The organism is Streptococcus pyogenes (assembly GCF_002055535.1).
GTDB classification, from domain to species: Bacteria; Bacillota; Bacilli; order Lactobacillales; family Streptococcaceae; genus Streptococcus; species Streptococcus pyogenes.
Genome location: NZ_LN831034.1, coordinates 307,333 through 334,324, shown reverse-complemented (window position 1 = coordinate 334,324; position 26,992 = coordinate 307,333). Strand labels below are relative to the sequence as shown.

At 38.1% G+C, this 26,992-nt stretch carries 30 protein-coding genes, 1 pseudogene and 1 riboswitch; of the genes and pseudogenes, 8 read left to right on the top strand and 23 right to left on the bottom strand.

The window, feature by feature from the left end; genetic code table 11:
* Positions 1 to 161 precede the first annotated feature (161 nt).
* Positions 162 to 1,796 carry a putative polysaccharide biosynthesis protein gene (locus tag B6D67_RS01830; protein ID WP_002985856.1) on the bottom strand — a complete coding sequence of 545 codons (1,635 nt, stop codon included), beginning with the start codon at positions 1,794 to 1,796 and terminating at the stop codon, positions 162 to 164.
* Between the two features lie 87 nt (positions 1,797 to 1,883).
* Here B6D67_RS01830 and B6D67_RS01825 point away from each other — a divergent pair, with 87 nt between their 5' ends.
* From B6D67_RS01825 to B6D67_RS01805, 5 genes are all read left to right on the top strand, one after another.
* Positions 1,884 to 3,329 carry a UDP-N-acetylmuramoyl-L-alanyl-D-glutamate--L-lysine ligase gene (locus B6D67_RS01825; RefSeq protein ID WP_010921928.1) on the top strand — a complete coding sequence of 482 codons (1,446 nt, stop codon included), beginning with the start codon at positions 1,884 to 1,886 and terminating at the stop codon, positions 3,327 to 3,329.
* A 245-nt stretch (positions 3,330 to 3,574) separates the two neighbouring features.
* Positions 3,575 to 4,357: an ABC transporter ATP-binding protein gene (locus B6D67_RS01820; protein WP_002985861.1), complete on the top strand. Its 783-nt coding sequence runs from the start codon at positions 3,575 to 3,577 to the stop codon at positions 4,355 to 4,357.
* Positions 4,358 to 4,382: 25 nt separating this feature from the next.
* A complete protein-coding gene (locus B6D67_RS01815) occupies positions 4,383 to 5,315 on the top strand; it encodes an iron-hydroxamate ABC transporter substrate-binding protein (RefSeq protein WP_010921927.1) in 933 nt (310 codons plus the stop codon).
* Entirely contained in the window at positions 5,305 to 6,357 is a 1,053-nt protein-coding gene (locus B6D67_RS01810) for a FecCD family ABC transporter permease (RefSeq protein ID WP_011054214.1), read from the top strand. Before B6D67_RS01815 ends, B6D67_RS01810 begins: the two co-directional genes overlap by 11 nt.
* Positions 6,354 to 7,355, top strand: a complete 1,002-nt coding sequence (locus B6D67_RS01805; RefSeq protein ID WP_015446088.1) for a FecCD family ABC transporter permease — start codon at positions 6,354 to 6,356, stop codon at positions 7,353 to 7,355. Before B6D67_RS01810 ends, B6D67_RS01805 begins: the two co-directional genes overlap by 4 nt.
* Positions 7,356 to 7,399: 44 nt before the next feature.
* Here the strand turns inward: B6D67_RS01805 and B6D67_RS01800 are convergent, their stop codons facing one another.
* The 22 genes from B6D67_RS01800 to B6D67_RS01695 all read right to left on the bottom strand — a co-directional run bounded on the left by B6D67_RS01800 (position 7,400) and on the right by B6D67_RS01695 (position 24,002).
* The gene (locus tag B6D67_RS01800) at positions 7,400 to 8,053 is read right to left on the bottom strand and encodes a DUF1803 domain-containing protein (RefSeq protein WP_010921924.1); all 654 of its coding nucleotides are present in this window, start codon (positions 8,051 to 8,053) and stop codon (positions 7,400 to 7,402) included.
* Positions 8,054 to 8,128: 75 nt separating this feature from the next.
* Complete coding sequence (locus tag B6D67_RS01795; RefSeq protein WP_002990948.1) at positions 8,129 to 9,064, bottom strand: manganese-dependent inorganic pyrophosphatase; 936 nt, start codon at positions 9,062 to 9,064, stop codon at positions 8,129 to 8,131.
* Between the two features lie 130 nt (positions 9,065 to 9,194).
* On the bottom strand, positions 9,195 to 9,986 hold the full coding sequence (pflA, locus tag B6D67_RS01790; RefSeq protein ID WP_010921923.1) for a pyruvate formate-lyase-activating protein: 792 nt from the start codon (positions 9,984 to 9,986) through the stop codon (positions 9,195 to 9,197).
* 77 nt (positions 9,987 to 10,063) lie between these two features.
* Entirely contained in the window at positions 10,064 to 11,398 is a 1,335-nt protein-coding gene (locus tag B6D67_RS01785) for a hemolysin family protein (protein WP_002990953.1), read from the bottom strand.
* 132 nt (positions 11,399 to 11,530) lie between these two features.
* Positions 11,531 to 12,085, bottom strand: coding sequence for a tRNA 5-(aminomethyl)-2-thiouridylate-methyltransferase MnmM (gene mnmM, locus B6D67_RS01780; RefSeq protein WP_010921921.1), 555 nt, complete (start codon positions 12,083 to 12,085; stop codon positions 11,531 to 11,533).
* 38 nt (positions 12,086 to 12,123) lie between these two features.
* On the bottom strand, positions 12,124 to 13,044 hold the full coding sequence (gene mnmL, locus B6D67_RS01775) for a tRNA modification radical SAM protein MnmL/YtqA (protein WP_002990957.1): 921 nt from the start codon (positions 13,042 to 13,044) through the stop codon (positions 12,124 to 12,126).
* A 292-nt stretch (positions 13,045 to 13,336) separates the two neighbouring features.
* Positions 13,337 to 13,990, bottom strand: coding sequence for a phosphatase PAP2 family protein (locus B6D67_RS01770; protein WP_002985882.1), 654 nt, complete (start codon positions 13,988 to 13,990; stop codon positions 13,337 to 13,339).
* A gap of 1 nt (position 13,991) precedes the next feature.
* A complete protein-coding gene (locus B6D67_RS01765; RefSeq protein ID WP_029714022.1) occupies positions 13,992 to 14,555 on the bottom strand; it encodes an ECF transporter S component in 564 nt (187 codons plus the stop codon).
* Between the two features lie 78 nt (positions 14,556 to 14,633).
* Positions 14,634 to 14,757, bottom strand: a riboswitch (FMN riboswitch).
* A gap of 108 nt (positions 14,758 to 14,865) precedes the next feature.
* Entirely contained in the window at positions 14,866 to 15,414 is a 549-nt protein-coding gene (locus B6D67_RS01760) for a tRNA (uridine(34)/cytosine(34)/5-carboxymethylaminomethyluridine(34)-2'-O)-methyltransferase TrmL (protein ID WP_002990965.1), read from the bottom strand.
* A 177-nt stretch (positions 15,415 to 15,591) separates the two neighbouring features.
* The gene (gene yidD, locus B6D67_RS01755) at positions 15,592 to 15,855 is read right to left on the bottom strand and encodes a membrane protein insertion efficiency factor YidD (protein WP_002985889.1); all 264 of its coding nucleotides are present in this window, start codon (positions 15,853 to 15,855) and stop codon (positions 15,592 to 15,594) included.
* Positions 15,852 to 16,574: a pseudouridine synthase gene (locus B6D67_RS01750; protein WP_010921919.1), complete on the bottom strand. Its 723-nt coding sequence runs from the start codon at positions 16,572 to 16,574 to the stop codon at positions 15,852 to 15,854. The genes yidD and B6D67_RS01750 overlap by 4 nt, the downstream gene beginning before the upstream one ends.
* A gap of 122 nt (positions 16,575 to 16,696) precedes the next feature.
* A complete protein-coding gene (gene scpB, locus B6D67_RS01745; protein ID WP_002985894.1) occupies positions 16,697 to 17,248 on the bottom strand; it encodes an SMC-Scp complex subunit ScpB in 552 nt (183 codons plus the stop codon).
* A complete protein-coding gene (locus B6D67_RS01740; protein WP_010921918.1) occupies positions 17,245 to 17,946 on the bottom strand; it encodes a segregation/condensation protein A in 702 nt (233 codons plus the stop codon). Before B6D67_RS01740 ends, scpB begins: the two co-directional genes overlap by 4 nt.
* Entirely contained in the window at positions 17,946 to 18,692 is a 747-nt protein-coding gene (gene xerD, locus B6D67_RS01735) for a site-specific tyrosine recombinase XerD (protein ID WP_010921917.1), read from the bottom strand. Before xerD ends, B6D67_RS01740 begins: the two co-directional genes overlap by 1 nt.
* Entirely contained in the window at positions 18,689 to 19,150 is a 462-nt protein-coding gene (gene cbpB, locus B6D67_RS01730; RefSeq protein WP_002985900.1) for a cyclic-di-AMP-binding protein CbpB, read from the bottom strand. Before cbpB ends, xerD begins: the two co-directional genes overlap by 4 nt.
* Positions 19,147 to 19,668 carry a metallophosphoesterase gene (locus tag B6D67_RS01725; protein WP_010921916.1) on the bottom strand — a complete coding sequence of 174 codons (522 nt, stop codon included), beginning with the start codon at positions 19,666 to 19,668 and terminating at the stop codon, positions 19,147 to 19,149. The genes cbpB and B6D67_RS01725 overlap by 4 nt, the downstream gene beginning before the upstream one ends.
* Complete coding sequence (locus B6D67_RS01720) at positions 19,647 to 20,633, bottom strand: nucleoside-triphosphate diphosphatase (protein ID WP_010921915.1); 987 nt, start codon at positions 20,631 to 20,633, stop codon at positions 19,647 to 19,649. Before B6D67_RS01720 ends, B6D67_RS01725 begins: the two co-directional genes overlap by 22 nt.
* Positions 20,630 to 21,424, bottom strand: coding sequence for a glutamate racemase (gene racE / locus B6D67_RS01715; protein ID WP_010921914.1), 795 nt, complete (start codon positions 21,422 to 21,424; stop codon positions 20,630 to 20,632). The genes B6D67_RS01720 and racE overlap by 4 nt, the downstream gene beginning before the upstream one ends.
* Before the next feature lie 177 nt (positions 21,425 to 21,601).
* Positions 21,602 to 21,844 (bottom strand): YneF family protein, encoded by a 243-nt coding sequence (locus B6D67_RS01710; RefSeq protein WP_002985908.1) that lies wholly within the window; start codon positions 21,842 to 21,844, stop codon positions 21,602 to 21,604.
* Positions 21,845 to 22,021: 177 nt separating this feature from the next.
* Complete coding sequence (locus tag B6D67_RS01705) at positions 22,022 to 22,711, bottom strand: Bax inhibitor-1/YccA family protein (protein WP_010921913.1); 690 nt, start codon at positions 22,709 to 22,711, stop codon at positions 22,022 to 22,024.
* Positions 22,712 to 22,725: 14 nt separating this feature from the next.
* Positions 22,726 to 23,226 carry an HD domain-containing protein gene (locus B6D67_RS01700; RefSeq protein ID WP_002985912.1) on the bottom strand — a complete coding sequence of 167 codons (501 nt, stop codon included), beginning with the start codon at positions 23,224 to 23,226 and terminating at the stop codon, positions 22,726 to 22,728.
* 38 nt (positions 23,227 to 23,264) lie between these two features.
* Positions 23,265 to 24,002, bottom strand: coding sequence for a TrmH family RNA methyltransferase (locus B6D67_RS01695; protein WP_002990984.1), 738 nt, complete (start codon positions 24,000 to 24,002; stop codon positions 23,265 to 23,267).
* A 297-nt stretch (positions 24,003 to 24,299) separates the two neighbouring features.
* Here B6D67_RS01695 and B6D67_RS01690 point away from each other — a divergent pair.
* From B6D67_RS01690 to yidC, 3 genes and pseudogenes are all read left to right on the top strand, one after another.
* Positions 24,300 to 25,422, top strand: a pseudogene (locus tag B6D67_RS01690) (ISAs1-like element IS1548 family transposase).
* Positions 25,423 to 25,576: 154 nt separating this feature from the next.
* Positions 25,577 to 25,855 carry an acylphosphatase gene (locus tag B6D67_RS01680; protein ID WP_010921912.1) on the top strand — a complete coding sequence of 93 codons (279 nt, stop codon included), beginning with the start codon at positions 25,577 to 25,579 and terminating at the stop codon, positions 25,853 to 25,855.
* Positions 25,856 to 25,936: 81 nt separating this feature from the next.
* Positions 25,937 to 26,860, top strand: a complete 924-nt coding sequence (gene yidC / locus B6D67_RS01675) for a membrane protein insertase YidC (RefSeq protein WP_010921911.1) — start codon at positions 25,937 to 25,939, stop codon at positions 26,858 to 26,860.
* Positions 26,861 to 26,992: the final 132 nt, after the last annotated feature.

Below are 26,992 nucleotides of genomic sequence, written 5' to 3'. Positions count from 1 at the left end.
ATACTTCCTTCTATTTTTTTACACTTTTATCATTATACCAAAAATATCAGTAGTTTGCTTGGGAAATCCTGATTTTTTATCAGCTACCTTTACTAAGCGAGATCATTAAGAAAAAAACGATTTCGATAAGCACTCACGAAATCGTTCTTGGTGTCATTATATTAATGCCAGCCTAATTTCTGACGAAGGCGACTAGCTTTGCTACCAATTAATTTATCCAGTTGATGCGTCAGCAAGGTGAGTGCCGTGTAAACCGTCATTCCCAAGCCACCAATAATGAGGAGGTAAAGAAGGCTGGTCAAGCGGCCTGTCGGTTTAAAGGCATAGCCCAATAGCCAGTTGGCCACAAACACGACCAGTCCCATTAATAAGGTTTCAATTAAGGTTAATAATAAACGTTTTTGCAACAGTTTGCGGTTAAAATGAGTAACCTGATATAGGCGTCGATACATCAAATAAATCGGCACCACTAAAGCAATCGTCGTCGCTAGTAAAGGACCATAAGCATGTAGCAAATAAATAAGCGGTATCTGTAAAACTAACTTAATCAAGATACCATAGGCAAAGTAGTAAATCGCTTTTCGATTTTCAAAAAGAGCTTGAAGCATCGGTGAAAAGAGGGTGTAAAGCGCCAGTAGCAAGGTTTGAAAGAGAACCGCCACAAAGAGGTGAATGGCACGCTCCTCGCTAGCTCCGTAAAAAACAGAATATAGAGGTCTTGCTAAAATAATTGCCCCAGTAAGAGCAGGTAACAAAAACATCACTAACATTTCAATGTTGTTAATGATTAAACGAGCAGCTGCTTTCATGTCTTTTTTGACATAATTTTCAGTTAACAAGGCAATACCTACACCACCAATAGATGCTGCTACTGCAATTAAGACCATTGTAATTTTGGCTGGGTTTGCGTTAAAGTAACCAAATAAAACAAGCAATTGAGAACGGCTATAATCTGTAAAAAGAGTCATCGTATTGACAAAAGTCCATTGATCAATCAATTGAAAGGCTTGAATGGCACTTCCTGTTACGATAAAGGGGATGGATTCTTTTAAGGTTTCAAGCAACAAGCCCTTGATATCAATAGAAACAGTATGATCTGGCTTACTAAAAATAGCTGCTAGAAGTCCCTGTTTCCAAAGATAGTACCCCAGAACACCCATACTAGCCACCATCCCGATAAAGGCTGCAAAAGTTGACTGAGTCACTGCTGAAGCGTAATCACCAGAACCCAACTTCATGATAAAAAAGGTGGTCAAAAGCATCCAGATAACCCGAATGAGTTGCTCAGCAATCTGACTAACTGCATAAGGCTTGATATTATTGTGGCCTTGAAAGATGCCTCGAATCACACTCATTACAGGAAAAATAAAAACTGCTAAAGAAAGGCTGTGCATAATGGGAACAAGTGTGTCATCACCACCAGATAAGCTCGCAAATAAAGGAGAGCCCAGATACATAATGGCTGAAAAAATAAGGCCCAGACCAAGCATGAGTTTTAGGGTACTTCGGATTAATTGATAGCTATGCTCAGTTTGTCCCATGGAATTGTACTTGGCAACCTGCTTAGCAATCGCAACATTGAGTCCTGTGGTTGAAATCAATAAAAAATAAGCATAAACATTATACCCCATATTGAAAAGAGCGTTGGCTTGAATCGCGTATTGCCCCATCCAAATGTACCAGGGAATAATGTATAACACTCCCAAAAGTCGGCTAATGAAATTACCAGCTGTGGACCAGGCTGCTCCCTGAACCATCAATTCTTCTTGTGTCAGTTGTTTTTTTTCTGTCGACATATCTATTCTTTCCTAGTTTCTATTAGCTTTATTATAAACTTTTGCTTGTGACTTGTAAAACAAGAACTTTAAGGATAAAATAAGGGTATGATAACCATTGAACAATTATTAGACATTTTAAAAAAAGACCATAATTTTCGTGAGGTTCTTGATGCCGACGGATACCACTACCATTATCAAGGCTTTAGTTTTGAGCGCTTGAGTTACGATAGCCGTCAAGTAGATGGCAAGACCCTTTTTTTTGCTAAAGGGGCAACTTTCAAAGCTGACTACCTTAAAGAAGCAATCACTAACGGATTACAACTCTATATTTCAGAGGTAGATTACGAGCTTGGTATTCCCGTTGTTTTGGTCACTGATATCAAAAAAGCTATGAGTCTAATTGCCATGGCTTTCTATGGCAACCCTCAAGAAAAGCTCAAACTACTAGCTTTTACAGGTACTAAGGGAAAGACGACGGCTGCTTATTTTGCCTACCACATGTTGAAAGAATCCTATAAACCTGCCATGTTTTCTACCATGAATACCACCTTAGATGGCAAGACCTTTTTCAAATCACAACTCACAACTCCTGAGAGCTTGGATCTTTTTGCTATGATGGCTGAGTGTGTGACTAATGGCATGACCCACTTGATTATGGAAGTTTCTAGTCAGGCTTACCTCGTTGACCGTGTCTATGGGCTTACGTTCGATGTTGGGGTTTTCCTAAATATTAGTCCTGATCATATTGGCCCAATCGAGCATCCAACGTTTGAAGATTATTTCTATCATAAGCGTCTTTTAATGGAGAATAGCAGAGCTGTTGTGATCAATAGCGGGATGGATCATTTTTCATTTCTAGCGGATCAGGTAGCGGATCAAGAGCATGTGTTTTATGGTCCCTTGTCTGACAACCAGATCACCACTAGCCAAGCCTTCTCCTTTGAAGCTAAAGGACAATTAGCTGGCCATTATGACATTCAATTAATTGGCCATTTTAACCAAGAAAATGCTATGGCAGCTGGACTTGCCTGCCTTCGTTTGGGTGCTAGCCTAGCTGATATTCAAAAAGGTATCGCTAAGACTCGCGTCCCAGGCCGTATGGAAGTCCTCACTATGACAAATCATGCTAAAGTTTTTGTTGATTATGCCCATAATGGTGACAGCTTAGAAAAATTACTCAGCGTTGTGGAAGAACATCAGACAGGCAAATTAATGTTGATTTTAGGTGCACCAGGAAATAAAGGCGAGAGCAGACGAGCTGATTTTGGTAGGGTGATTCATCAGCATCCAAACCTCACCGTCATTCTCACTGCTGATGACCCTAATTTCGAGGATCCAGAAGATATTTCAAAAGAAATTGCCAGCCATATCGCACGCCCAGTAGAGATTATTAGTGACCGTGAGCAAGCTATTCAAAAAGCCATGTCTCTTTGCCAAGGAGCAAAAGATGCTGTGATTATCGCTGGGAAAGGCGCAGATGCTTATCAAATTGTTAAAGGACAACAAGTAGCTTATGCTGGTGATTTAGCAATCGCCAAACACTACCTCTAGAGTATGTTGACGTTAGTTTAGAATGATTATCGCTATTGTTTTTAATCATTCTAAACTAATATTTCTTTTTTAATACATCCTAAAAATCACATCAAAAAAGGCTTTGTTAAGCCTTTTTTCTATGCTATAATAGTGAAGATTTTGAGAAAATAAGCTACTTCTCAACTATTTTAAAATGGGCAGATGAACACTTTAATGTGCACTTTCATCAACCCTTTGACTCTTTTTAGAAAGGAGGCAACCATATGACAACAATTAGTGCTGAAGACCTCACAATTGCCTATGAACAGCGTACCATCATCGATAAATTATCGTTTTATATTCCTGAAGGTAAAATTACGACCATTATTGGCGCCAATGGCTGTGGGAAGTCTAGTTTATTAAAAGCACTGACAAGATTATTACCACCAAAACAGGGAGTTGTATATTTAAATGGGCAAAACATTGCCACATTAGAAACTAAAGAGGTTGCTAAAAAACTAGCTCTTTTACCTCAAGTTCAAGAAGCAACTAACGGCATAACTGTTTACGAATTGGTTTCTTACGGACGTTTTCCCCATCAATCTTACTTTGGAAATCTTAGTCCAGCTGACAAAAAAGCCATTCATTGGGCTATGCAAGCCACCAATGTCATGGCCTATGCTGATCAACCTGTTGATGCTCTTTCTGGGGGGCAACGTCAAAGGGTTTGGCTTGCAATGGCATTAGCCCAAGGCACTGATACTATTTTTTTAGATGAGCCAACTACTTATTTAGATTTAAATCATCAACTAGAAATCCTAGAGCTCGTTAAATCCCTAAATAAGGATGCCGGCAAGACTATTGTTATGGTTCTTCACGACCTCAATCTTTCAGCCCGCTATTCGGATCATCTGATTGCTATGAAACATGGCAAGATCCATTATACTGGTACTATAGCAGATGTTATGACTTCACCTATCATTCAAGACATCTTCCAAATCAAACCGGTACTGGTTGATGATCCTATCCACAACTGTCCTATAGTGCTGACTTATCAGCTTCAATAACTTTATTCTAGGAGAATTAGCATACATGAAAAAATTAACTCTACTATTAACACTCTGTTTGACAACTATTACCTTAATCGCCTGTGGTAATCAAGCAACTAATCATTCTAACACCGCCTCAAAAAGTTTATCGCCTATGCCTCAAATTGCTGGTGTGACTTATTACGGAGATATTCCTAAACAGCCTAAGCGAGTAGTCAGTCTGGCTTCAACTTACACTGGTTACCTCAAAAAATTAGATATGAATCTAGTCGGGGTTACTTCTTATGACAAGAAAAACCCCATCTTAGCAAAGACTGTAAAAAAAGCAAAGCAAGTTGCTGCAACTGATTTAGAAGCCGTTACAACGCTTAAGCCTGACCTCATTGTTGTTGGCTCTACAGAAGAAAATATTAAACAATTGGCAGAAATTGCGCCTGTTATCTCGATTGAATACCGCAAACGTGATTATTTACAAGTGTTATCTGACTTCGGCCGCATCTTTAACAAAGAAGACAAAGCCAAGAAGTGGTTAAAAGATTGGAAAACTAAAACAGCAGCTTATGAAAAAGAAGTCAAGGCCGTTACAGGTGACAAAGCAACCTTTACTATTATGGGGCTTTATGAAAAAGACGTTTACCTTTTTGGTAAAGACTGGGGACGTGGCGGAGAGATTATCCATCAAGCTTTCCATTATGATGCTCCTGAAAAAGTGAAGACTGAAGTTTTTAAACAAGGTTACCTGTCATTGTCGCAGGAAGTCTTGCCAGACTATATTGGTGATTATGTCGTCGTTGCTGCAGAAGATGATAAGACTGGTTCTGCTCTATATGAAAGCAAGCTATGGCAATCCATTCCAGCTGTGAAAAAACACCATGTGATCAAAGTCAATGCCAATGTTTTTTACTTTACTGATCCTCTTTCTTTAGAATATCAATTAGAGACTTTACGAGAGGCAATCTTATCAAGTGAAAACTAAGCATCCCTTTTTGTGTCTCGAGCGTTTTTGCTTAAAAAAAACGCAGATAATCACTAAGTCACATATCTTTTGGCTTGTCTTTGTGCTACTTAGTTTTAGCTTATGTGTTGCTATTTACTGTCATCTGCGCTTTGGAGCCGTTGCTTTATCACATCAGGATCTTAACTCTATTTTATTTGGAAAGCAAAACGGCCATAAAGCCAATGTTTTACTCGCTATACGATTACCGAGACTTTTTGGTGCTACCTTAACTGGCTCTGCGTTAGCTGTTTCTGGAACTATCATGCAAGCAATCACACGTAATCCTATCGCTGAGCCTGGCCTTTTAGGCATTAATGCTGGAGCAGGACTAGCCTTGGTACTGGCTTATGCGTTTGTACCTCACTTGCACTATTCCCTCATTATTCTGCTTTCGTTGTTAGGGTCTAGCCTGGCAGCAACCTTAGTCTTTGGCCTTTCTTATCAATCTGGCAAAGGCTACCATCAGCTCCGCCTTGTCTTAGCAGGAGCTATGGTTTCCATACTGCTATCAGCATTAGGTCAAGGTATTACCAATTACTATCATCTGGCAAATGCTGTTATCGGCTGGCAAGCAGGAGGTCTTGTCGGGGTCAATTGGCAAATGATCGGCTATATTGCTCCTCTTATTATTCTTAGTCTTTGTTTAGCCCAGCTATTATCTTATCACCTGACCGTCCTTAGTCTAAGTGAGTCTCAGGCAAAAGCTCTTGGGCAAAAAACCAACTTGATCAGTGCAGTCTTTATGATTTTGGTTCTTATTTTATCATCAGCAGCTGTAGCCATTGCTGGAAGCATTTCTTTTATCGGCTTAGTCATTCCTCATCTTATGAAACATTTTACACCTCATCATTACCGATACCTTTTGCCGCTTTGTGCAGTTTCTGGCGCTAGTTTCATGGTATGGGTTGATATTGCTTGTCGTAATCTCAATCCGCCTTATGAAACCCCTCTTGGGGCATTGGTTAGCTTAATTGGTTTTCCATGCTTTTTATGGTTAATAAGAAGAGGAGGCCGCTATTGAAATCTCAAAGACACCTTTTAAGGTTATATACTAGCCTGATCCTGCTACTTGTAAGTCTTATGGGATTAGCTTTGTCCCTTGGAGAATCTCATCTATCTTTTTTGGACCTTGTCCATGTGTTTTTGGGAAAATCTAGCCATGCCATATCTTTCATCGTTATTAACATTCGTCTGCCAAGAATTCTAGCTGCTTGTCTAGGAGGCGGTTCTCTTGCTTTATCAGGGCTATTATTACAACGTTTAACACGAAATCCCTTAGCTGACTCTGGTGTATTAGGTATTACTATAGGAGCAGGTATCTCTTTGGCTATTGTGGTCTCCTTTTCTTTCTTTGAGCAAGCTCATATCAGCCATTACTTGCCTTTATTTGCCATGCTTGGTGCTATTGTAACAACCTTTAGCGTTTATTGGCTATCTTTGACAAAACAAGGACAAATTGATCCTACACGGTTAATTCTTACTGGTGTAGCTGTTACTACCATGCTTTCAAGTCTAATGGTTGCTCTTGTTGGTCATATTAATCGCTACAAAGTCGATTTGGTCATCAATTGGCTTAGCGGCCAATTAATAGGAGACGACTGGCCTACTCTGAGTGTCATCGCTCCTTTGTTATTGTGTTTTTGGCTATTGACTTATAGTCAAGCCCATTTCCTTAATATTATGGGATTAGCTGATAATACTGCTATTGGGCTAGGACTCCCTTTAAACCGTAAGCGTCGTTTGATACTTGTCTTAGCAGCTGGCTTAGGTGCTTTGAGTGTTCTTTTGGTTGGTAATATTAGTTTTATCGGCTTAATAGCTGGACACTTTAGTACATACTTGGTAGGGAGTAATCATAAAATAACAATACCCATTAGTATTTTAATCGGAATGATCCTACTTCTTGTTGCAGATACAGTAGGACGAGTCTATCTGGTTGGCAGTAATATCCAGACAGGGATTTTAGTGTCGCTTATCGGAGCCCCTTATTTTCTTTACTTAATGGCAAAAACAAAATAAAAGCACTCAAAAAGCTAAGAACAGTCCTTGTTCCTAGCTCTTTTCTATGGTGCTATAAAGGTTAAACTTTCTTTATCCAAGGTCATTAGCAGCTGGTATGTTGTAGGCTCCACTTGTTTTAGGTAACCAAGTGTAACCAGAGCTTCCACAAATATATCAGGACGTTTTTGCATCACAAAGTCTTTGCGCGTGAATTTAAGCAAAAAAGTTGTCATATATTTAAGGGCATATTCCTGATTCACATCCCCCAAGAGGTCATACAAGTCCATCTGCTCAGCTGATGGCTTCTCACCTCTTTTGAGACGGTAAAAATAATTAGCCAGGGTCAAATCGTCTCTCGTGATGTTGGTCTTTTCCTTGATCATCACGCGATTGGTTTGGTTTGTTAGCTGAGTCTCAAAAACAACCGCTAAAATATTTTCATACATAGCTGAACAGGTGTCCACAAAAAGCATAGTGTCTAAGGCCAGCTGCTGATCAGAACTCACCAAAGGAAGATTGATGCCATAACGCTTATTTTCACGGCGAATATAGCCAGCTTGAACATAGCTTTCGATGGCCTTGTCAATACCTGTCACATTAGGAAAGGCTTTTTTGATCTCTCGTAATATAACGTGATCATGCTGGTCGAGATAATTGATAAGGTCTTGAAAGAAAGGTTGTCTGGTGAGTTTATCTGAATGAAATACTGTTATCATACCTTCTATTATAACATAGAAGAGTGACAAAAGGACTTGGTCAAAAAAATCAAGTCCTTTTAAAGCGTCTTTTCATTAAGCTCCAAAACTTTCTGTCAATTGTGGAACCACTTGTTTTTTACGAGAAACGGCACCTGCTAAGAAGGCATGATTGTTGTCAAGGGTGAAGTTAAAGGCTGCTTCAACCTTGTCCATGTTTGCTCCAATAGCTAGAATTTCAGAGTTTGAGTTAACAATATCCGTGATCATCAAAACAAAATCTGAATAACCTTCTGCAGCCATGGCATCTTTAATGGCTGCTTCAATAGCTTCTTGACGTTCTAAGACTTCTGCAATGTCAACAGTGTTCACTTGTGCCACGCGCACAGCATTGCCATTTAATTCAAATGTTTTGGCATCAATACCAATCAATTCTACTTCTGATTTGCTTGCAAGGTTTGTACCTGCTTTTAAAAGAGCCATTCCATAGTCTTCCAAGTTCACTTCTGCTAGCTCTGCCAATTCTTCAGCGACAAGGTGATCAGACACATGAGTTGTTGGAGATTTCAACAACAAGGTATCTGAAATCAAACCAGACAAGAGCATCCCTGCAATCGCTTTTGGCACCTCGATGCCATTTTCTTTAAACATACGGTAAACAATAGATGAGGCTGATCCTACTGGTTCCACACGCATGTATAAAGGATTTGCAGTTTCAAAATTAGCCACACGGTGGTGATCAACCACACCATATACCTCAACCTCACGGATATCTGCAATGGATTGTTGGAATTCATTGTGGTCTGTCAAAATCACTTGTTCAGACCCTTGTGCTTTAGCAGACTCTACCACACGTGGTGCCTCAACACCAAAATAATCAAGGGCAAAAGCTGTTTCTTCGTTAGGTGTTCCTAAAGCTACGACTTCAGTATCCAAACCAAACGCTTTTTGGGATAAGTAATCAAAAGCATAAGATGATGCAATAGCATCCGTATCAGGATTTTGATGACCAAAAACTAAAATTTTTGACATAATCATTCTACCTCATTTTGTTTATTCATTTTATTTTAGCAAAATTACCCCCTAAAATCAAAGGAAGATTACAAAAGATCTGCTTATAATACTTTAAAAAGTTGAAGAAACCTCAACCCTATAACAGCTCTTATGACTGATGAATCCGATTCATATATTCTGTGTAAGATTCGGTCTGCATCAGATTTTTAGCATTTTGAACGCGTTCCTTAGTTGGTGGTTTAACACCTTCTAACTGATAAGGAATACCTAGCTCACGCCACTTGAATTCTCCCATGGTATGGTAAGGCAAAACTTCAAATTTATCGACATTTTTCAAGGTTTTGACAAACTCACCCAATCGTGTCAAATGATCATCAATATCAGTCAAGCCTGGAACCAAGACATGTCGAATCCAGACAGGAATCTGCTTGTCGGATAAATACCTAGCAAATTGCAATATGTTTTTATTAGGCTGACGCGTGACAATTTTATGTTGTTTTTCATCAATTTCTTTTAAGTCCAATAAAATCAAATCGGTCACTGCCAATAAGTTATCAAGAACCTGATGGTATTCAGGTGTCGGTCTATAGGTAAAGCCACAGGTGTCTAGTGTGGTATGGATACCTAATTTTTTAGCTTCGATGAATAAGGCAGTGATAAAATCAATTTGAAGCATAGCTTCACCACCAGATACGGTAATTCCTCCTTTTTTTCCCCAGAAATGTTTGTACTGAAGGGCTTCTTTCAAGACATCATTGACTGTTCTGATTTTTGAATTGTTGGTTTCCATCTCCCAAGTATCCGGATTATGGCAATATTGGCAACGTAATTTACAGCCTTGCAAGAAAATGATAAAACGAATGCCTGGACCATCTACAGAACCAAAACTTTCTGTCGAATGCACCATCCCTGTTACTTGTCCATAATCTTTCTCAGTCATTGCATCTCCTTCATTACTTGTAAACGTTTTTACATTTTCATTATAACACTTTTCATCAAAAAGACTAGGCATGGAGCCTAGTCTTCCTCAATAATCTGTTCTATATTAGACAGGATTAATTTTAATTTCGTAATACGGCCATCTTTGACTTTATCGTTGATTAGAACTAAATGTTTGTCTTTGTTATCTATTTCGTAGGCTTCTTTTTGCTCCTGGCTTGGAATGGTTCCGATACCTGTCAAATAAAAACCAGCAATGGTATCTACATCATCTGATTCTAGTTCGGTATCAAAATAGTCATTAAACTCATTTAAAGTCATAGTACCAACAACAATATAGGTATTGTCTCCAATCTCATGAACAAATTGTTCTGCTTTATCGGTTTCATCATCGATTTCACCGACGATTTCTTCAAGCAAGTCTTCCAAAGTCACAAGTCCTGCCACACCACCATATTCATCTAGCAAAATAGCCATCTGATTTTGGGTATTGCGCAGCTGGCGTAAGAGATCATCTACAAAAATGGTTTCGGGAACAAAAAGAGGTTCTTGTAACATTTTTCGCATGTTAATCTGATCAAATCCCTGGCGGAAACCTGACTCCAAGAGACGCTTAGTGTGGATGAGACCGATAATTTTATCTTTATCCACATCATAAACAGGAATGCGTGAAAAACTTTGTTTTAAGATTTCCTGAATATTTTCAAGCGGATCATCGTTAATGTCAATCATGAAAGCATCGGTCCTTGGGACCATGACTTCACGCGCCATCATTTCATCAAGTGAGAAAACTCCTTGCAACATCTCAATTTCTTCAGCATCAAGGGTCGCCTCACTTTTTGATAACATATACTCGATTTCATCACGTGTCATTTGCTCATCTGCATCATCAAAGGTCATAGGGGTAAGTCGGCTCAGTAAATTAGTAGAAGCTGATAAGAGCCATACAAAGGGACTAACCAGTCTCCCTAACCCAATGATAATAGGGGCTGAAACAATCGCCAACTTGTCTTTGAGGTTCATGGCAATCCGTTTTGGATACAATTCTCCTAAAACAATAGAGACATAAGTCAAGAAAACCAAGGAGATGATAGTACCAGCTGTCCTTGCGGTCGCTGAATTACCTAGCCAACCTGAGATCACCTTACCCAAAGAAGCTGATAAACTTGCTCCTGATAGTAAACTAATAAAGGTAATCCCAACTTGAATCGTTGATAAAAAATGATTAGGTTCCTCTAAAACCCGCAACAAACGAGCGTATTTTTTATCACCGTCTGCTGCTTTTTGTTCCACCCGAGAACGATTGAGAGAAACTAAGGCCATTTCACTGGCTGAAAAAAAAGCATTTAACAAGGTTAAAACAACTAACAATAAAAATTGAATCACTAAGGGCTGACTCACAGGGTCTTCCATGTTAATGTAACTCCTAAAAAAATAATATAGTGACTTCATTATATCACATTTATAGCCAAAGCCTATGGGATTTCTTCTTTTTCCACCGAAATAATCGCAGAACTTCTAGTAGACTTGACACAGGGATAAGAGCTAAAAGTCTGCTAATTTCTCCAACATGATTAAAAAAGGTGGGGTATTCACCTGATTAAGAGGCTGATAAAGCATTGCAGAAACCTTTCTTTGGTCTAATTGCTTGACAAAATCTAATAAAGCATCTTTTTCCAAACTGCCTCCATCATGCCCATAATAGACCATAATAGCAATACGCCCACCTACCATTAATAACGTTAGTAGTTTTGATAAAGCTTGGAGTGTGGTATTTGGTAAGGTAATAATAGATTTATCTGCGCTGGGCAAATAACCAAGGTTAAAAATCGCTGCGCGCACCGGCTCTGTCACATACTGATCAACCGCTTCATGACCCGCTAAAATCAGCTCAGCGTTCGATAATCCTAGCTGCGCTAACCGCTCACTTGTTTTTCTAATAGCTTGTTCTTGCACATCAAAAGCATAAACCTTTTTAGCTAATTGTGCCAAAAAGGCAGTATCATTTCCATTACCCATCGTGGCATCAACAACCACACTAGACTTATCCACAACCTCCGCTAAAAAATCATGCGAGAGATGAATGGGGCGTTTTAGCATCACTTTTCTCCTATCCAAATCCGTCAAAATGAGACAAATTAGTCAACTTTACAGCCCTGAAAGCTTCCTCGTCTTTCCATTTCTTTATCAATGGCATTCAATACTTCCCACTTATTTAGACTCCACATGGGCCCAATCAACATATCGCGTGGGGCATCTCCTGTAATACGGTGAATCACAATATGCTTAGGGATAATCTCTAGCTGGTCACAAATAATCGAAACATAGTCCTTTTGACTCAACAACTTTAAGCGTCCTTCATGATAATCTCTTTGCATTCTAGTATTGGTCATCAAATGCAGCAAATGCAATTTAATTCCTTGAATGTCATTGTCTGTTACACAGCGTCTCACATTTTCAAGCATCATGTCATGAGTTTCTTTTGGCAATCCATTAATCAAGTGCGAGACAATATTAATGTTGGGGTAATGCCTTAGTCGCCTCACCGTTTCTTTATACAAATCATAAGAATGTGCTCTGTTAATTAGCCTAGAAGTTTCTTCATAAGTTGTCTGTAAGCCTAGCTCCACTGTCACATGCATGCGTTCTGATAATTCTGCTAAGTAAGCAATGGTATCATCTGGTAGACAGTCAGGCCGTGTGCCAATATTAATACCAACAACTCCAGGTTCGTTAATAGCTTGTTCGTAACGGTCGCGAATCACATCAACTGTATCATGAGTATTGGTAAAGTTTTGAAAATAAACCAAATAGCGATTGACATCAGGCCATTTACGGTGCATAAAATCAATTTCTTTATAAAATTGCTCTTTAATTGGAGCATCTGGTGCTACAATAGCATCTCCAGAACCTGATACTGTGCAAAAAGTACATCCTCCATGAGCTACCGTTCCATCACGATTGGGACAATCAAAGCCGGCATCAATCGGAACTTTAAACATTTTTGCGCCAAATAGTTGACGGTAATGCTCATTTAATGTCTGATATCTTTTTTTCATGTTTCTATTGTAGCACAAATCATTACTAGCAAGATAGTCATCTATGCAAAAGATAGCTCAGTCATTAGAATTCACTACTTCTACATCAGCTTACTTAATGATTACAGATCAACAAAAATCACGTCTTTTCTGACGTTACATAGCACTTTAATCGTTTTTTATCTAAACATATTTACTAATCATCAGCTCACATCATCTAACTAAAACTAAAATAACACTGGCAATCAAGGGGGTGATGCTTGCCAATGTTATTCTAAATGATTTAAATAAGCCTATGTCTTCTCAAGAAAAATTAGTCTTGTTTCAAAAGAAATCGCCATTCAAATCGTTTTTGCTTATAAAAAGGATAAATAAAGTGCAAAATACCAAATCCTAATACAAAGCCTGCTAAAATATCACTTGGGTAGTGTACTCCTAGATAAATACGAGATAACCCAATTAATAAAATTAGTATTATAAAGATCATGCTAGTCACAAATTGTAATAGTTTTGAATGTAGCCTCTGATAACAAATAATCAATAGGCTACCAAAAATCAGCATGCTACCCATCGCATGGCCACTGGGAAACGAATAGCCACCAGCATAAACCAAATGCTCAATAGCAGGTCTTGGTCTTTGGTAAAAGAGCTTGAGAGTCGTAATCAAAAATGCTGCAATGGCACCATTTGACAAGATAAACAAGGCTTCAATTTTCCACTTCATAAAGAATAAAACTAGGACCGACACAATAACTAACAAAACTTGTGTCATGACATTTCCAAATACAGTAACACCCCTAAAGAATTGCGTCAGCACTATAGGAAGGTTGCCTCTAATCTCTGCTTGAATAGTATTATCTAGAAGTGCCAAACGTTCAGGAAAAAATTTGACCGTATAGCCTATTATAACAAAGATTAGCAATGCAAAAGAAGCTATTAAAAAGTGAGTTTGTTTGTTTGTCATCATATTAGTGTAAGTATCTTTCTAAAATTGGTTTACTTGCAATATACACAAAATAAAAGGTAATTGCAAATATCAACCCTTCAACAAGATTAAACGGAATAACCATAGTCATCATATACTTAGTAACACCAATATAAGCTCTGATATCAATATTTGCAAATATAGCATATAAAGGAATGGCAAAAGTATAATTAAGAACAACCATGCCAAACGTTAATAACCCTGTGCCTAGTAAGCTAGCAAATACATATTGACTAAGCGTTTTTTGACGGTTCCAAACTAAGGCAAAAGCCATCACAAATAAAGCGATAGCGATAATATTCATTGGGAGACCAATAAAATCATTAACCCCACGATTGTTCAAAAAGAGTTTCAATAAGGACCTCAATAACAAAATTAAGTAAGCACTCTTTAAGTCCATAATCATTAAACCAAATAAAACAGGAATAATACTAAATTCAATTTTTAAAAAAGCTGCGCCTGGAATAATGGCAAAGCTAACTAGCATCAATAGAAATGATATCGCAGAAAGTATACCAATCATAATCATTTTATGTGTTTTTGACATTAAAAAATTCCTCCAATTTTTTCAAATTGAAAGAAGTTCCGTCGTTATTGTGTAGCTAAAATAAGCCTACACAAAAAGCCCGGTCTTCTCTCATCCAGACTATACTGTCGGTTGTGGAGTTACACCACATCAGCTTGCGCTCGCGGACTTCTAGTTACTAGTCACCGCCGGTCGGGAATCACACCCTGCCCTGAAGACACTTCTAGCATAGCAGATTTAAACCTAGATAGCAATAGCTTTGACTAAATTTTTAAAAGCGTCAGCTACTGACAACGCATGTTGCCAAAAACTGACGCTTTTAAAAAGTCCATTATTTTAGTTTATCGTGTTCGTAAGTATGCTTTAACTCTAACCCTTGAAAGCCCTGTTGTCTAAGGGCTTCATAAATCACCATACAAACCGTATTTGAGACATTTAAACTCCGTACATGCTCATCATTCATCGGAATACGAAGTGCTTTTTCAGCATGTTCTCGCATAAAATCTTCTGGCAGGCCTGTATCTTCTCGTCCAAACAAGAAATAATGGGAATCGCCATCAGCATAAGTAGCTTGAGAATAATTATTAACTGCAAACTTGCTAATCAGGTGAAGCTGTCCGTGACATTGATTGATAAACTGTTCTAAATGATCATAAAAATGCAGTTCTAACTTGTCCCAGTAATCCAAGCCTGCACGCTTCATTTTGCGGTCATCAATAGGAAATCCCATGGGTTTAATAATATGTAAAGGTGCATTAGTTGCAGCACATGTTCTAGCAATATTACCAGTATTTTGTGGAATTTGGGGTTGAAACAGGACAATATGATTGCGAGCCTTTTTTACTTTGTCGTTTTTGTTGATAAGTTCTTTTGTCGTCATAATCTCATTTACTCTTTTTAATTTAAAAAACCACACTGCTCGGAGTCATGCTCAGCAAACAATGTGGTTGATGGTGACTCGCTAACTTAAATCATAACAGGTTTGATTTAAACCAACGAATGCTTATTTTCCATTATAACACTTCAGCTATCAATGTCAAGCCATTTTTTGATAAAGTCATGCCTTTTCAGCGTTTTTAGACGTGTTTTTATTTCTCATTAGGCTAAAATCTTCTGGAACAGGATCGACACCACCAGCAACAAAAGGGTGACATCTTAATATTCTTGCTATCCCCATTAATATTCCCTTAGTACCATGTTTTTCAATAGCAGTTAACATATAAGCTGAACAGGTTGGCTTGTAGCGACAACTAGGAGGAGATAAAGGAGAAATGTATTTTTGATAAGCTTTAACAGATACTATTAATAGTTTTTTCATCATTTTTTCGTATTAGCTAAGTTATGCAGTTGACTTATTTCTTTTTTATTTAAGCGTCTTGCTTCTCCTGGTCTTAGTCCCTTTAAGTCGACGGTCCCAAAACGTGTACGAGATAATTTATCAACCAGAAGCCCCACAGACTCAAACATTTTTTTCACTTGATGGTTTCGCCCTTCATGGATAGTCAATTCTACGATCGATCGACTCTTATCAGCTTCTACACGAACAATATTGTAGCGAGCTGGTTTGGTCTTTTTACCATCAATAACAATTCCTCGAGTTAAGGGACGAAGATTTTCTTTCGTTGCAATACCTTTGACACGCGCCAGATAAACCTTGTCTATTTCATTTCTAGGATGAATCATAGTATCTGTAAAATCACCATCATTCGTTAAAATAAGGACCCCTGATGTGTCCCAATCCAATCGTCCAACAGGGTATATGCGTTCTTTAACCTGAGGTAGTAAATCCAGTACCGTTTTACGGCCTTTGTCATCTGACACACTTGAGATAGCGCCACGAGGTTTATTAAGCAAATAGTAAACCTTTTCCTCGTTGTAAATAGGACTTCCTTCTATTTCAACCACGTCTCCCGATTTTACAGTGGTTGCTAAATCCGTAATAACCTGACCATTTAAGGTTACTAAGCCTTGCTTAATCAATTCTTCAGCCTTACGACGACTGGCAATACCCGCATGGGCAATGTATTTGTTAATTCGCATTATATTCTTCTTTCTTTTGAGCAACTTTTTGTTGTCCCTAGTTTAAGGCTTTTTTTTCAACTAAAACGCCTTAAAACAAATCCTTTTGTAAACGCCATTTGCTATTTGATGACAAGCAAAACTCAGTCTTGTGTCCTAAAAAGAGCAATCTCTTCATCTGCTGGTTCAACGGCAGATACTTCAATCAATTCGTCTAAATGATTAATTCCCATATAGTCCAGAAAATAATCTGTTGTCGCATACAAATGAGGACGCCCAACCACATCTTTTTTGCCAGCTTCTCTAATGAGATCAAATGCCAATAATTTACTCAAAGCTCCACTGGAGTTTACCCCTCGAATGTCATCAATTTCTATTCGTGTAATAGGTTGTTTGTATGCAACAATAGACAAGACCTCTAAACTCGCACGAGATAAACTTTGGTTCATTGGTGTTTTGGCATAAGCACGCAAGAGTTCTGCAAAACCTTCTTTAGTTACTAGCCTGTAGGTATTAGCTGTTTCTATCAAGCAAAGACTAGAATGTTGATCTTTTTCATACTTTTGAGAGAGTTTTTCTAATTGCTGTTGAAGAGCTGTTGGCGTTAATGATAACATAGACGCTAGATGTCGCAAACTTAATCCTTCTTCACCTGCAACAAATAGCAGCGCTTCTATCTGTGACAAATACGTCATTTCTTCTCCTTTCGTAGTATGATAGCCCCAAAATTAGAGAGCTGCTCTACAAATACCACGTGAAGCTTAATCAATTCTAGACTAGCTAAAAATATACTGATAACTTCATTTAATGTTTGGCATTCCTCAAAAATCGCTGATAATCTAATAACGTTTTCTTTTTCCAGTCGCTGTTTAATAGAAGCCATCATGTCTTCAATCTTATAATCATCACGCTCGATGACTGTATGGTTGTTTTTTAAAACTGCTCTTTTAGCTGCCATTATGTTTGAAAAAGCTAGAAATAGATCCATCACCGTTTTATCTTCCTGTAAGATAGCATCTTCAAAAATTAATTCTTGTTTAGGTTTTGAATACCATTTTGCCCTTTGGTCATGTTGCTTCGCTAACGCTTGACTAACTGCTTTAAAGCGACTATATTCTTCGATCTTTTCTAACAGATCTTGTTCTAAATCTTCTTCGATGTGTTCTACCACCTTTGGTAATAGCCTTCTACTTTTGATTAACATGAGCTGACTTGCCATCAGCATGTAGTCACCAGCCACTTCAAGTTTCATTACCTGTAAGGTTTCAATATAATTAAGGTACTGCTCAATAACCTCAACAATAGGAACCTCGTAGATGTCAACTTTGTACTGTGATACCAAGTGTAAGAGTAAATCAAGAGGACCTTCAAAATCTTTAAGTTTTATATCCATTATGATTTGTAGTATTTTTCTAAGGTCATAGGGCTTTTCAGCCCAAGAATATCGCTAAGTTCTATTATCGATTTACCAGCTAGTTTTTCTTTCAAAATAAATTGCTCTCGTAATTTTTGAGCAGTCAATCCTTCATAACCAATACTTCGAACAAAGGTTTTTAGGTGATTAAAAAACCATTGTCTTGAAAAAGGGATGCCTCGATGTTCAAAAAGATAGACTTCTTTGCCAACGAGTTGTTGTTCTAAAAAAGGGATTAGTATTTGCGATAAAGGTAATACACGCACACCTTTTTTAGTCTTTAGCGTCAACATTTGAAAATTTAAATCCAAGTTAGCTACTTCAATACCAGCTACTTCACTCGGAGTTAAACCCAGCTCCAATATTAATAAGCTGATTAATTGCCCCCACACAAAAGGGGTTTTTTGATAGAAAATATCAGTATTAATAATAGCAGCTTGCTGCTTCTCAGTCCGCATCACTTTCATGGTGTCTGTTAATCGAAAATAGCTATTTAAATACTTTATTTGATACAAGTAATATAAGAATTGATTAGCTGTTGATAATTTGCGTTTTTTTGCAGATAAACTTAGGTTAGCTATGCTATTTTGATAAAGTAATAGTTTGTCTTGATTGACACGTTCACCAATCAGTTGACAAAACTGTTGCAAATCGTATCGATAAGCTTTTTGACTATTTTGAGATAAAGCCTTGCTAGCAATAAAAGGTTCAATATAACTCTTCATTTTTTTATAATCGTGTAATCATCTGTAAAATCATGTAAAAGACTGTTGACAGCCTTTAATATAGATTTTCGCGTAATAATCCCAACAAAGCGATTCGCTCTATCTACAACCGGTAAGAATGGGAAATCAATTAACTTGTGCATAATTTCTGTTAGGCTAGAAGTAATGCTAATGGTTTCAATTTTGGTATTAACCATCTCGCCAATATCTGTTTGACTCATTTCCCAATCTGTCAGCTGCCTTTTAGATTGGTACATCATAATATCTGAGATGCTAATGGTTCCCACATATTTTTTCTCCCGTGTGATAACAGGAACTCTAGAAAAACCATTGCTCACCAATAGTAACATCACATGGTCTGCATTATGTGTGTCGATAAAAATAGCCAAGTCTTGTTCCGGGATAAGATAATTATCTAAATGACTCATTAAAAATGTTTCAAATTCTTTTGCGATCATCGTTTAAATTCCTTAGACAGTGATGGGTAAAGTTTATGATCTCTGGTAAAGTAATCAACTTTAATTTGAGTATCAGTTAGTTCAACACGAGCATATAATTTCTCGTTAATTTCTCCGCGAGGTTGTGTTACTGATCCGGGATTCATAAAGAGGGTTTGCCCAACTTGCCAAGCAGCTGGACGGTGTAGGTGTCCATATAGACAAATATCTGCTACTACTTCTTGAGCAAAGTAGTCCAGTTTATCCCAAGTGAAATTAATATGGTACAAGTGACCATGTGTCTGGGCAATCGTAACTGTGCCTAATTGAGTTACTAAACGATCAGGGTAACCTGTATCATAGTCACAATTACCGCCAACGACATAAATACCAGCCCAAATAGGATCTGAGCTGTTTAATTCAGAATCCCCATTATGGAAAATAGCATCAACTTGACCAAGATACTTGTCTTTAATGGCTTGAACGATATCTCGGTCACCATGAGAGTCACTCATTACTATGATTGTTTTGCTTGCCATGCTGGAAAGACCTCCATTAATTTTCGAACTGCTTGACCTCTATGCGACAACTGATTTTTTTGGTCAGCCTCTAATTCTGCAGCATGATGCCCAGTCTCTCCGACGATAAAGACAGGATCATACCCAAAACCATTTTCTCCCTTAGGCTGCGTAGCAATATAGCCTGGCCAATCGGCTTCCACAACCAAACTATCTTTATTGGGAGCAGCCACTACCAAAGTCGTATGAAATTGAGCTGAGCGCTTCTTTTGGTCAAACACCATAGCTAATTCGTGTAAGAGTTTGGCATTATTCTTGGCATCTGTGGCATCTGGTCCTGAGAAACGAGCTGACCAAACACCAGGTAAACCACCCAAGGCATCAACTTTTAGTCCTGAATCGTCTGCTAATACCATTTTTCCTGTGAGGCGTGAAATCGTTTCTGCTTTCAAGCGAGCATTTTCTTCAAAAGTAGTACCAGTTTCTGCTACTTCTGGCAATTCTGGATAATCATTAAGATTTTCCACACGATAACCTAGCTGGCCAAACAGATTGCGGAACTCTTTGGTTTTTCCCTCGTTTCGTGTAGCGATTAAAATAATATCCCCAAATCCCTGTTCACTAGTCGCAAAAAATGTAGCCGTTGAAACTCCACCTTCTGGGAGATAAACTGCAAGCAGTTTCGCATTTTCCATTAATAAAATCGTGCCTGCATGGGGAGTTACCTTAATCTCACGCTGGGTCTCTTGATTTATCATGTCGATAATAAAGGTGATGAGAGATAAAGGAGACTGATGACGCACCACCGAAACATCGTAACCTTTAGGATTTTCCCAATCTAACGTTGCGGCAATACCGTCTAAAAGGTCATCTATTTTTTTGATTGTCGTGTGTTTGACTCCCCAGCCCGATATTAAATTATGACCAGTCATCTTTCCGATAAACCAGTTATTTTCATCTTTGTATTCGTAAATTTTTTCACTCATAAGGTGACATGCTCCACATTTATTTTTTGTTTCAGCCAAATCGAGGCAATTTCTTGAAAAATCTCAGGATTTGCTGTTGTAAAAAAGCGGTGTTCGACAGCTTTTTGATGATAATTACCGTTAATGTCAAAATAGTTTAATAAGACAGAGATATCTCGGACGCATTCTGCTCCACTGTCAATCAGCTTAACAGATGGCCCCATAACATTTTGGATAATTGGTCGTAACAAGGGATAGTGAGTACATCCTAGTACAAGGGTATCTATTTTACCGACTAATGGTGCTAGACTGTCATAAACTATTTTTTTAGCTATACTCGAACACATCTCATTTGATTCCACAATCGGTACAAACTTCGGGCAAGCAAGACTCCTTACTTGAATAGATGGTGCTAATAGCTGGATTTTTTTGCGATAAATGTCTGAAGCCACTGTCATTGGGGTTCCGATGACCCCAACCTGGCCTTTTGTCGTTGATTTAATAGCTGCGCTTGCCCCCGGTAAGACAACTCCTAAAACAGGAATATCTAAAGCTGCTTTTACTTCTTCCCAAGCCACCGCTGTTGCGGTATTGCATGCAAAAACAATCATTTTAACATTTTGAGTCAGCAAAAAATTGACTAGCTCCCAAGTATACTCCTTAATTTGTTTTTTGGGTCTAGGACCATAGGGGGCTCTTGCTGAATCACCAATATATACAATCTTCTCATGAGGGAGCTGACGAATCAATTCACAAACGACGGTCAGACCTCCCACACCAGAATCTAAAAACCCAATTGGTCTTGTATCCATTATGTTTACTTCCTTACTGACGATATGAAAAACTCAGTTGGAAATAGCCAACTGAGTTTCTTTTTAAACCCTGAACAGTTGACAAATCTAACTGATAAGACAAGTGCTACTGAACATTGAGATCAAAGACTGTTCACTTCTAACTATCACAAAGGTTTCCCCTATAACAATTAGCTTTTATTTTTTGCCTTTGGATACGGCTGCTTTTGATTGTTTGATGATATTACGATAAGTTTGTTGGATTTTTGCTTCACTTGGTTTTTGCCCCATCTGGCTCATCATTTCACGGATAGCTTCTGGTGTTAAACGTGGGTGTTCACCAATTTCTTTTTCAATTTGTTTACGGGCAATAAAAATCCCACCAAAAACACCTACCCCAAGGGCAACAATAAGTAATAAAATCCAAATAGCTGTTGACATATCTATCTATATTCTCCTCGTATTTAATCCTTAATAGTATACCAAAAAAAGAAAGAGTTTACAAATTAACACTAGGTCTTTTAGCAGCCTCATCTTATATCTATCTCGAATTTCTTCCTTACAGTTTACTTATCCTGTTAACATTAAAAAGTGAGTAGTTATACTCACTTTTTAATGTTAATCATTTCTTCCAAAAATACGAAGAAGGCTGATAAATAAGTTAATAAAATCTAAATACAAGCTTAAGGCCATAGCAACAGCCCAGCCATCACCAACCTGGCCATTTGTTGCTTGATAAACGCGCTTAATCATTTGATTATCTGATGCGATGAGACCTGAGAAAATTAGCACGGAAATCACACTAATGACATAACTCATCATCCCACTACCAATAAAAAGATTAATCAGACTAGCCACAACAACACCAATCAAAGCAGCAAACATAGCCTTTCTAAGACCTGACATATCCCGTTTAGTCTTGACACCAATGATTGACATGGCAAAAAACACAGCTGCTGAAGAAAGAAATGCTTGAAAAACTGTCGTTTGAGCGTATGCCACAATAATAAAGCTTAGGGTAAAGCCATTTAGCGCAGAATAGATAAGAAAAATGGGCAATGCAGCTGGTGTGTTTTTTCGTGCTGCACTACTGGCTACAAAAACTAAAATAAGTTCAATAATCGCAGCACCATAGTAAATCATCGGCTGATTAACAAGAATAGAGATTAAATTTTCTCTAAATGGATAAAGCATCAAATAAGAAACAAAAGCAGACAAACCCACTCCCATTCCCACTAGACTATAAATTTTAGCAAAAAACTGATTTAATCCCACATCTGATTGTGTATAAATAACGTGATCGTTCATAATAACTCCTTTACTTAACGATTATGACTTTGGAGGGTCTTGCGGCGAAGAAACCGTCGATTAGACCATTTTTGTCTCAAAGGCGTCACTGCTTCCTTGACAGCCCAGTATTTATCTACCATTGTCACAATATAACTTTCCTTGTAACGCGGAAAAGCAATGGTCGCTCCCCACATGTGTTTTAGAATGATATCCTCTTCTTTTTTATTGAGTTCTGTTAACTTTTTCGCATTTCGTACAGCAATACGAGGATGAACCCAGGCATGACCCTTATTAAACTTGGTCACGCGCCAATCATAATAAAAGAAATCATGAAGTAAGCCCCCTCTGGCTGTACTTTTAGCATCCCAACCGAATCGCTTGGCTAATTTATAACTTGAATAAGAAACATTGATAGAATGTTCAAGACGCGTTGAATGTTGGTGCTGAACAATATGACTCAATTTTTGAAAGCGAGGATGAGCGATCAAATGACCGACGTGTTCCATATATTCTTTATCTTCTGTATAATGCATAACATAATTACCTCACTTGGTTATTATATCATATTAGCTTAAATCAAGCTGAAAATGAGGATTCCTGCTGCTACGGCAACATTCAAACTTTCCGCCTGACCAGGCATTGTAATATGAACCAGTTGGTCTGCTAGGGCTGCCATTTCAGCACTAATGCCCTGGCCTTCATTTCCCAACACCAAAGCTAACCTTTCATGATGTGTGAGGCTTTTATAATCAACAGATTTCTTTGACAGAGTTGTTGCTAGGATGGGAGTTTCATACTCTTGGAGCTCTCGACAAAGCTGATAGACATCTGTTCGCCAAATTGGTAAATGAAAATGGCTACCTTGCATGGAACGTAGGGTTTTTTGGTTGTAAATATCTGCTGATTTTTCAGAAAGAAAGACCCCATCAAACCGTGCAGCGTCTGCTGTACGAATGATGGTCCCAAGATTTCCTGGGTCTTGGACGTCCTCTAAAACCAAATATTTCCCTTTGTAATCTGATGGAAAGGCTAACTTAGGTATCTCCACCTCAGCAACAATGCCTTGTGGACTAGGAGAGTCAGTCAACTCCTTGAGCACTTGTGGGCTAACAATAACGAGTTCTTGCTCACCTGCTAGACGCTCCACCATTTCCTCTAAAACAAAGATGTGGCGAAAAACTTGTCCTGATTTTTGGGCTTCTTCAAAAAGGTGCCAGCCCTCAATCAAATAGGACTGTTTTCGATGCTTTTTTTGCAATAATTTTTTTGTTTGCTTAATTAGTTGATTTGCTTTTGATGTAATAACCATGCGCCTATTATACCATACGCGACAGCATTTGAAAGCATCAACTTCTTAGATGGTCAATTTGGGGTCAGTTCAATGTTTTAAACCTAAAAGACCTTTTTTTGATACTATTTTTAAAATAGACAAACCTCTTTTACTGTTAGTACTACTAACTATCTCATTTTTGTATTCTTGTCTTTAGTAAAAGTGACAGGAAGTAGACAATCACGCCAAACGCATGAAGAAACTTTTGTTTTCAGAAAACTAGATTCATAATGACAAAATCAATCAAAGTAGTACACTATAGATGAGGTGACTACGATGATTGATTTTATTATTTCTATTGATGATTGCGCAGTTGAATTGGATAGTCGTCAATCTTGGAAAATTCGCTACCCCTTATCAACCATTCTATTTCTTGTCTTCGTTTGTCAGTTAGCTGGCATTGAAACCTGGAAGGAGATGGAAGATTTTATTGAAATGAATGAACCATTGTTTGCGACCTACGTTGATTTGAGTGAAGGTTGTCCGTCTCATGATACCTTAGAGCGTGTGATTAGTCTTGTTAATTCAGACCGTTTAAAAGAGCTTAAAGTTCAATTTGAGCAATCATTGACAAGCTTAGATGCCGTTCATCAACTGATTTCAGTGGACGGTAAAACGATTCGAGGCAATCGAGGTAAAAATCAGAAGCCTGTTCATATTGTAACGGCTTATGATGGGGGTCATCATCTTAGTTTGGGACAGGTAGCGGTTGAGGAGAAAAGTAATGAAATTGTTGCCATCCCTCAGCTATTGCGGACAATTGATATCCGTAAAAGCATTGTAACGATAGACGCAATGGGCACGCAGACGGCTATCGTTGATACGATTATAAAAGGTAAAGCAGACTATTGCTTAGCCGTCAAAGGAAATCAAGAAACACTTTATGATGATATTGCTCTTTATTTTAGTGATGTCAACTTATTGGAAGAACTCCAAGAAAATGCGCAGTATTATCAGACTGTTGAAAAATCTAGAAGTTAGAGAATACTGGGTGTCTTCCGATATCAAATGGTTGTGTCAAAACCATCCCAAATGGCATAAGTTACGTGGTATTGGGATGACTCGTAACACGATTGATAAGGATGGTCAGCTGAGTCAAGAGAATCGTTATTTTATCTTTAGCTTTAAGCCGGATGTCCTCACATTTGCCAATTGTGTACGAGGTCATTGGCAGATAGAGAGTATGCACTGGTTATTGGACGTTGTTTATCATGAAGATCATCATCAGACATTGGATAAAAGAGCCGCATTTAACCTAAATCTTATCCGAAAAATGTGCTTATATTTTCTCAAAGTGATGGTATTTCCTAAAAAAGACCTCAGTTATCGTCGCAAACAACGGTATATTTCTGTCCATTTGGAAGATTATTTAGTCCAATTATTTGGAGAAAGAGGTTAAGCAGATGATTGATTTAAAAAGGAATCTTTTCAAAATTGATGTCCGGGCACAAAAGGATGAAGAGAAAGTTTTCATGCGTACGGCGTGGTAGACAATTAGCTAAAGAGATTTCCTGCTAAGTATGTGCTATAATAAAAGCAAGGAGGCCCTTCTTATGCAAAAAGTACGTTTAATTGTTTCTGGACGTGTACAAGGTGTTGGTTTTCGATACGCTACCCATACTTTAGCTCTAGATATAGGAGATATTTATGGTCGTGTCTGGAATAACAACGATGGGACCGTTGAAATTCTGGCCCAATCAAAAGATTCAGATAAAATAGCCACATTTATTCAAGAAGTTCGTAAAGGACCATCCAAATGGGCAAAAGTCACTTATGTGGATGTCACCATGGCTAATTTTGAAGACTTTCAGGACTTTCAAATAGGCAAGTAAAAATCGGCCTTCAGAACTATTGTGAATTTCTGAAAAAAACTGTAAAATAGATAAGTATATTAAAATTAAAGGATAAACACATTGAAACTAACATTAAATCGCATCCTCTTTTCAGGACTAGCACTGTCAATTCTACTCACCTTGACAGGCTGTGTGGGAAGAGACGCTCACGGAAATCCCAAAGGTATGATTTGGGAATTTCTTGGAAAACCCATGTCATACTTTATCGATTACTTTGCAAACAATGCTGGACTAGGTTATGGACTGGCTATCATCATCGTAACCATTATTGTTAGAACACTTATCTTACCACTAGGTCTATATCAATCTTGGAAAGCAAGTTATCAATCTGAGAAAATGGCCTTCTTGAAACCTGTTTTTGAACCAATCAACAAACGTATCAAACAGGCAAATAGTCAGGAAGAAAAAATGGCTGCCCAAACAGAATTAATGGCTGCTCAGCGTGCTCATGGGATTAACCCTCTTGGAGGTATTGGATGTCTACCTCTTCTCATCCAGATGCCATTCTTTTCTGCCATGTATTTTGCCGCTCAATACACTAAAGGAGTATCAACAAGCACCTTTATGGGTATTGATCTTGGTAGCCGTAGTTTAGTGTTAACAGCAATTATCGCTGCTCTTTACTTCTTCCAATCATGGTTATCAATGATGGCCGTTTCAGAAGAACAACGTGAGCAAATGAAGACGATGATGTACACCATGCCTATCATGATGATCTTCATGTCCTTCTCACTCCCTGCTGGTGTTGGTCTTTACTGGCTAGTTGGTGGTTTCTTTAGTATTATTCAACAGTTAATCACAACCTACCTCTTAAAACCTCGATTGCATAAGCAAATTAAAGAAGAATACGCTAAAAACCCGCCTAAAGCATACCAATCAACTTCTTCTCGTAAGGACGTTACGCCTTCACAAAACATGGAACAGGCTAACTTGCCTAAAAAAATAAAATCCAATCGTAATGCTGGAAAACAGCGAAAGCGTTAAGAAAGACAAAAAACCTAGCACAATTATGAACTGCACTCCAAAAGTTAGACAAAAAACGATATGCCCCCTTTTACTGGACTCATCTAGTGAAAGGGGACATATCAAAAAAATCTAACGATTGGGGTTTTTTTG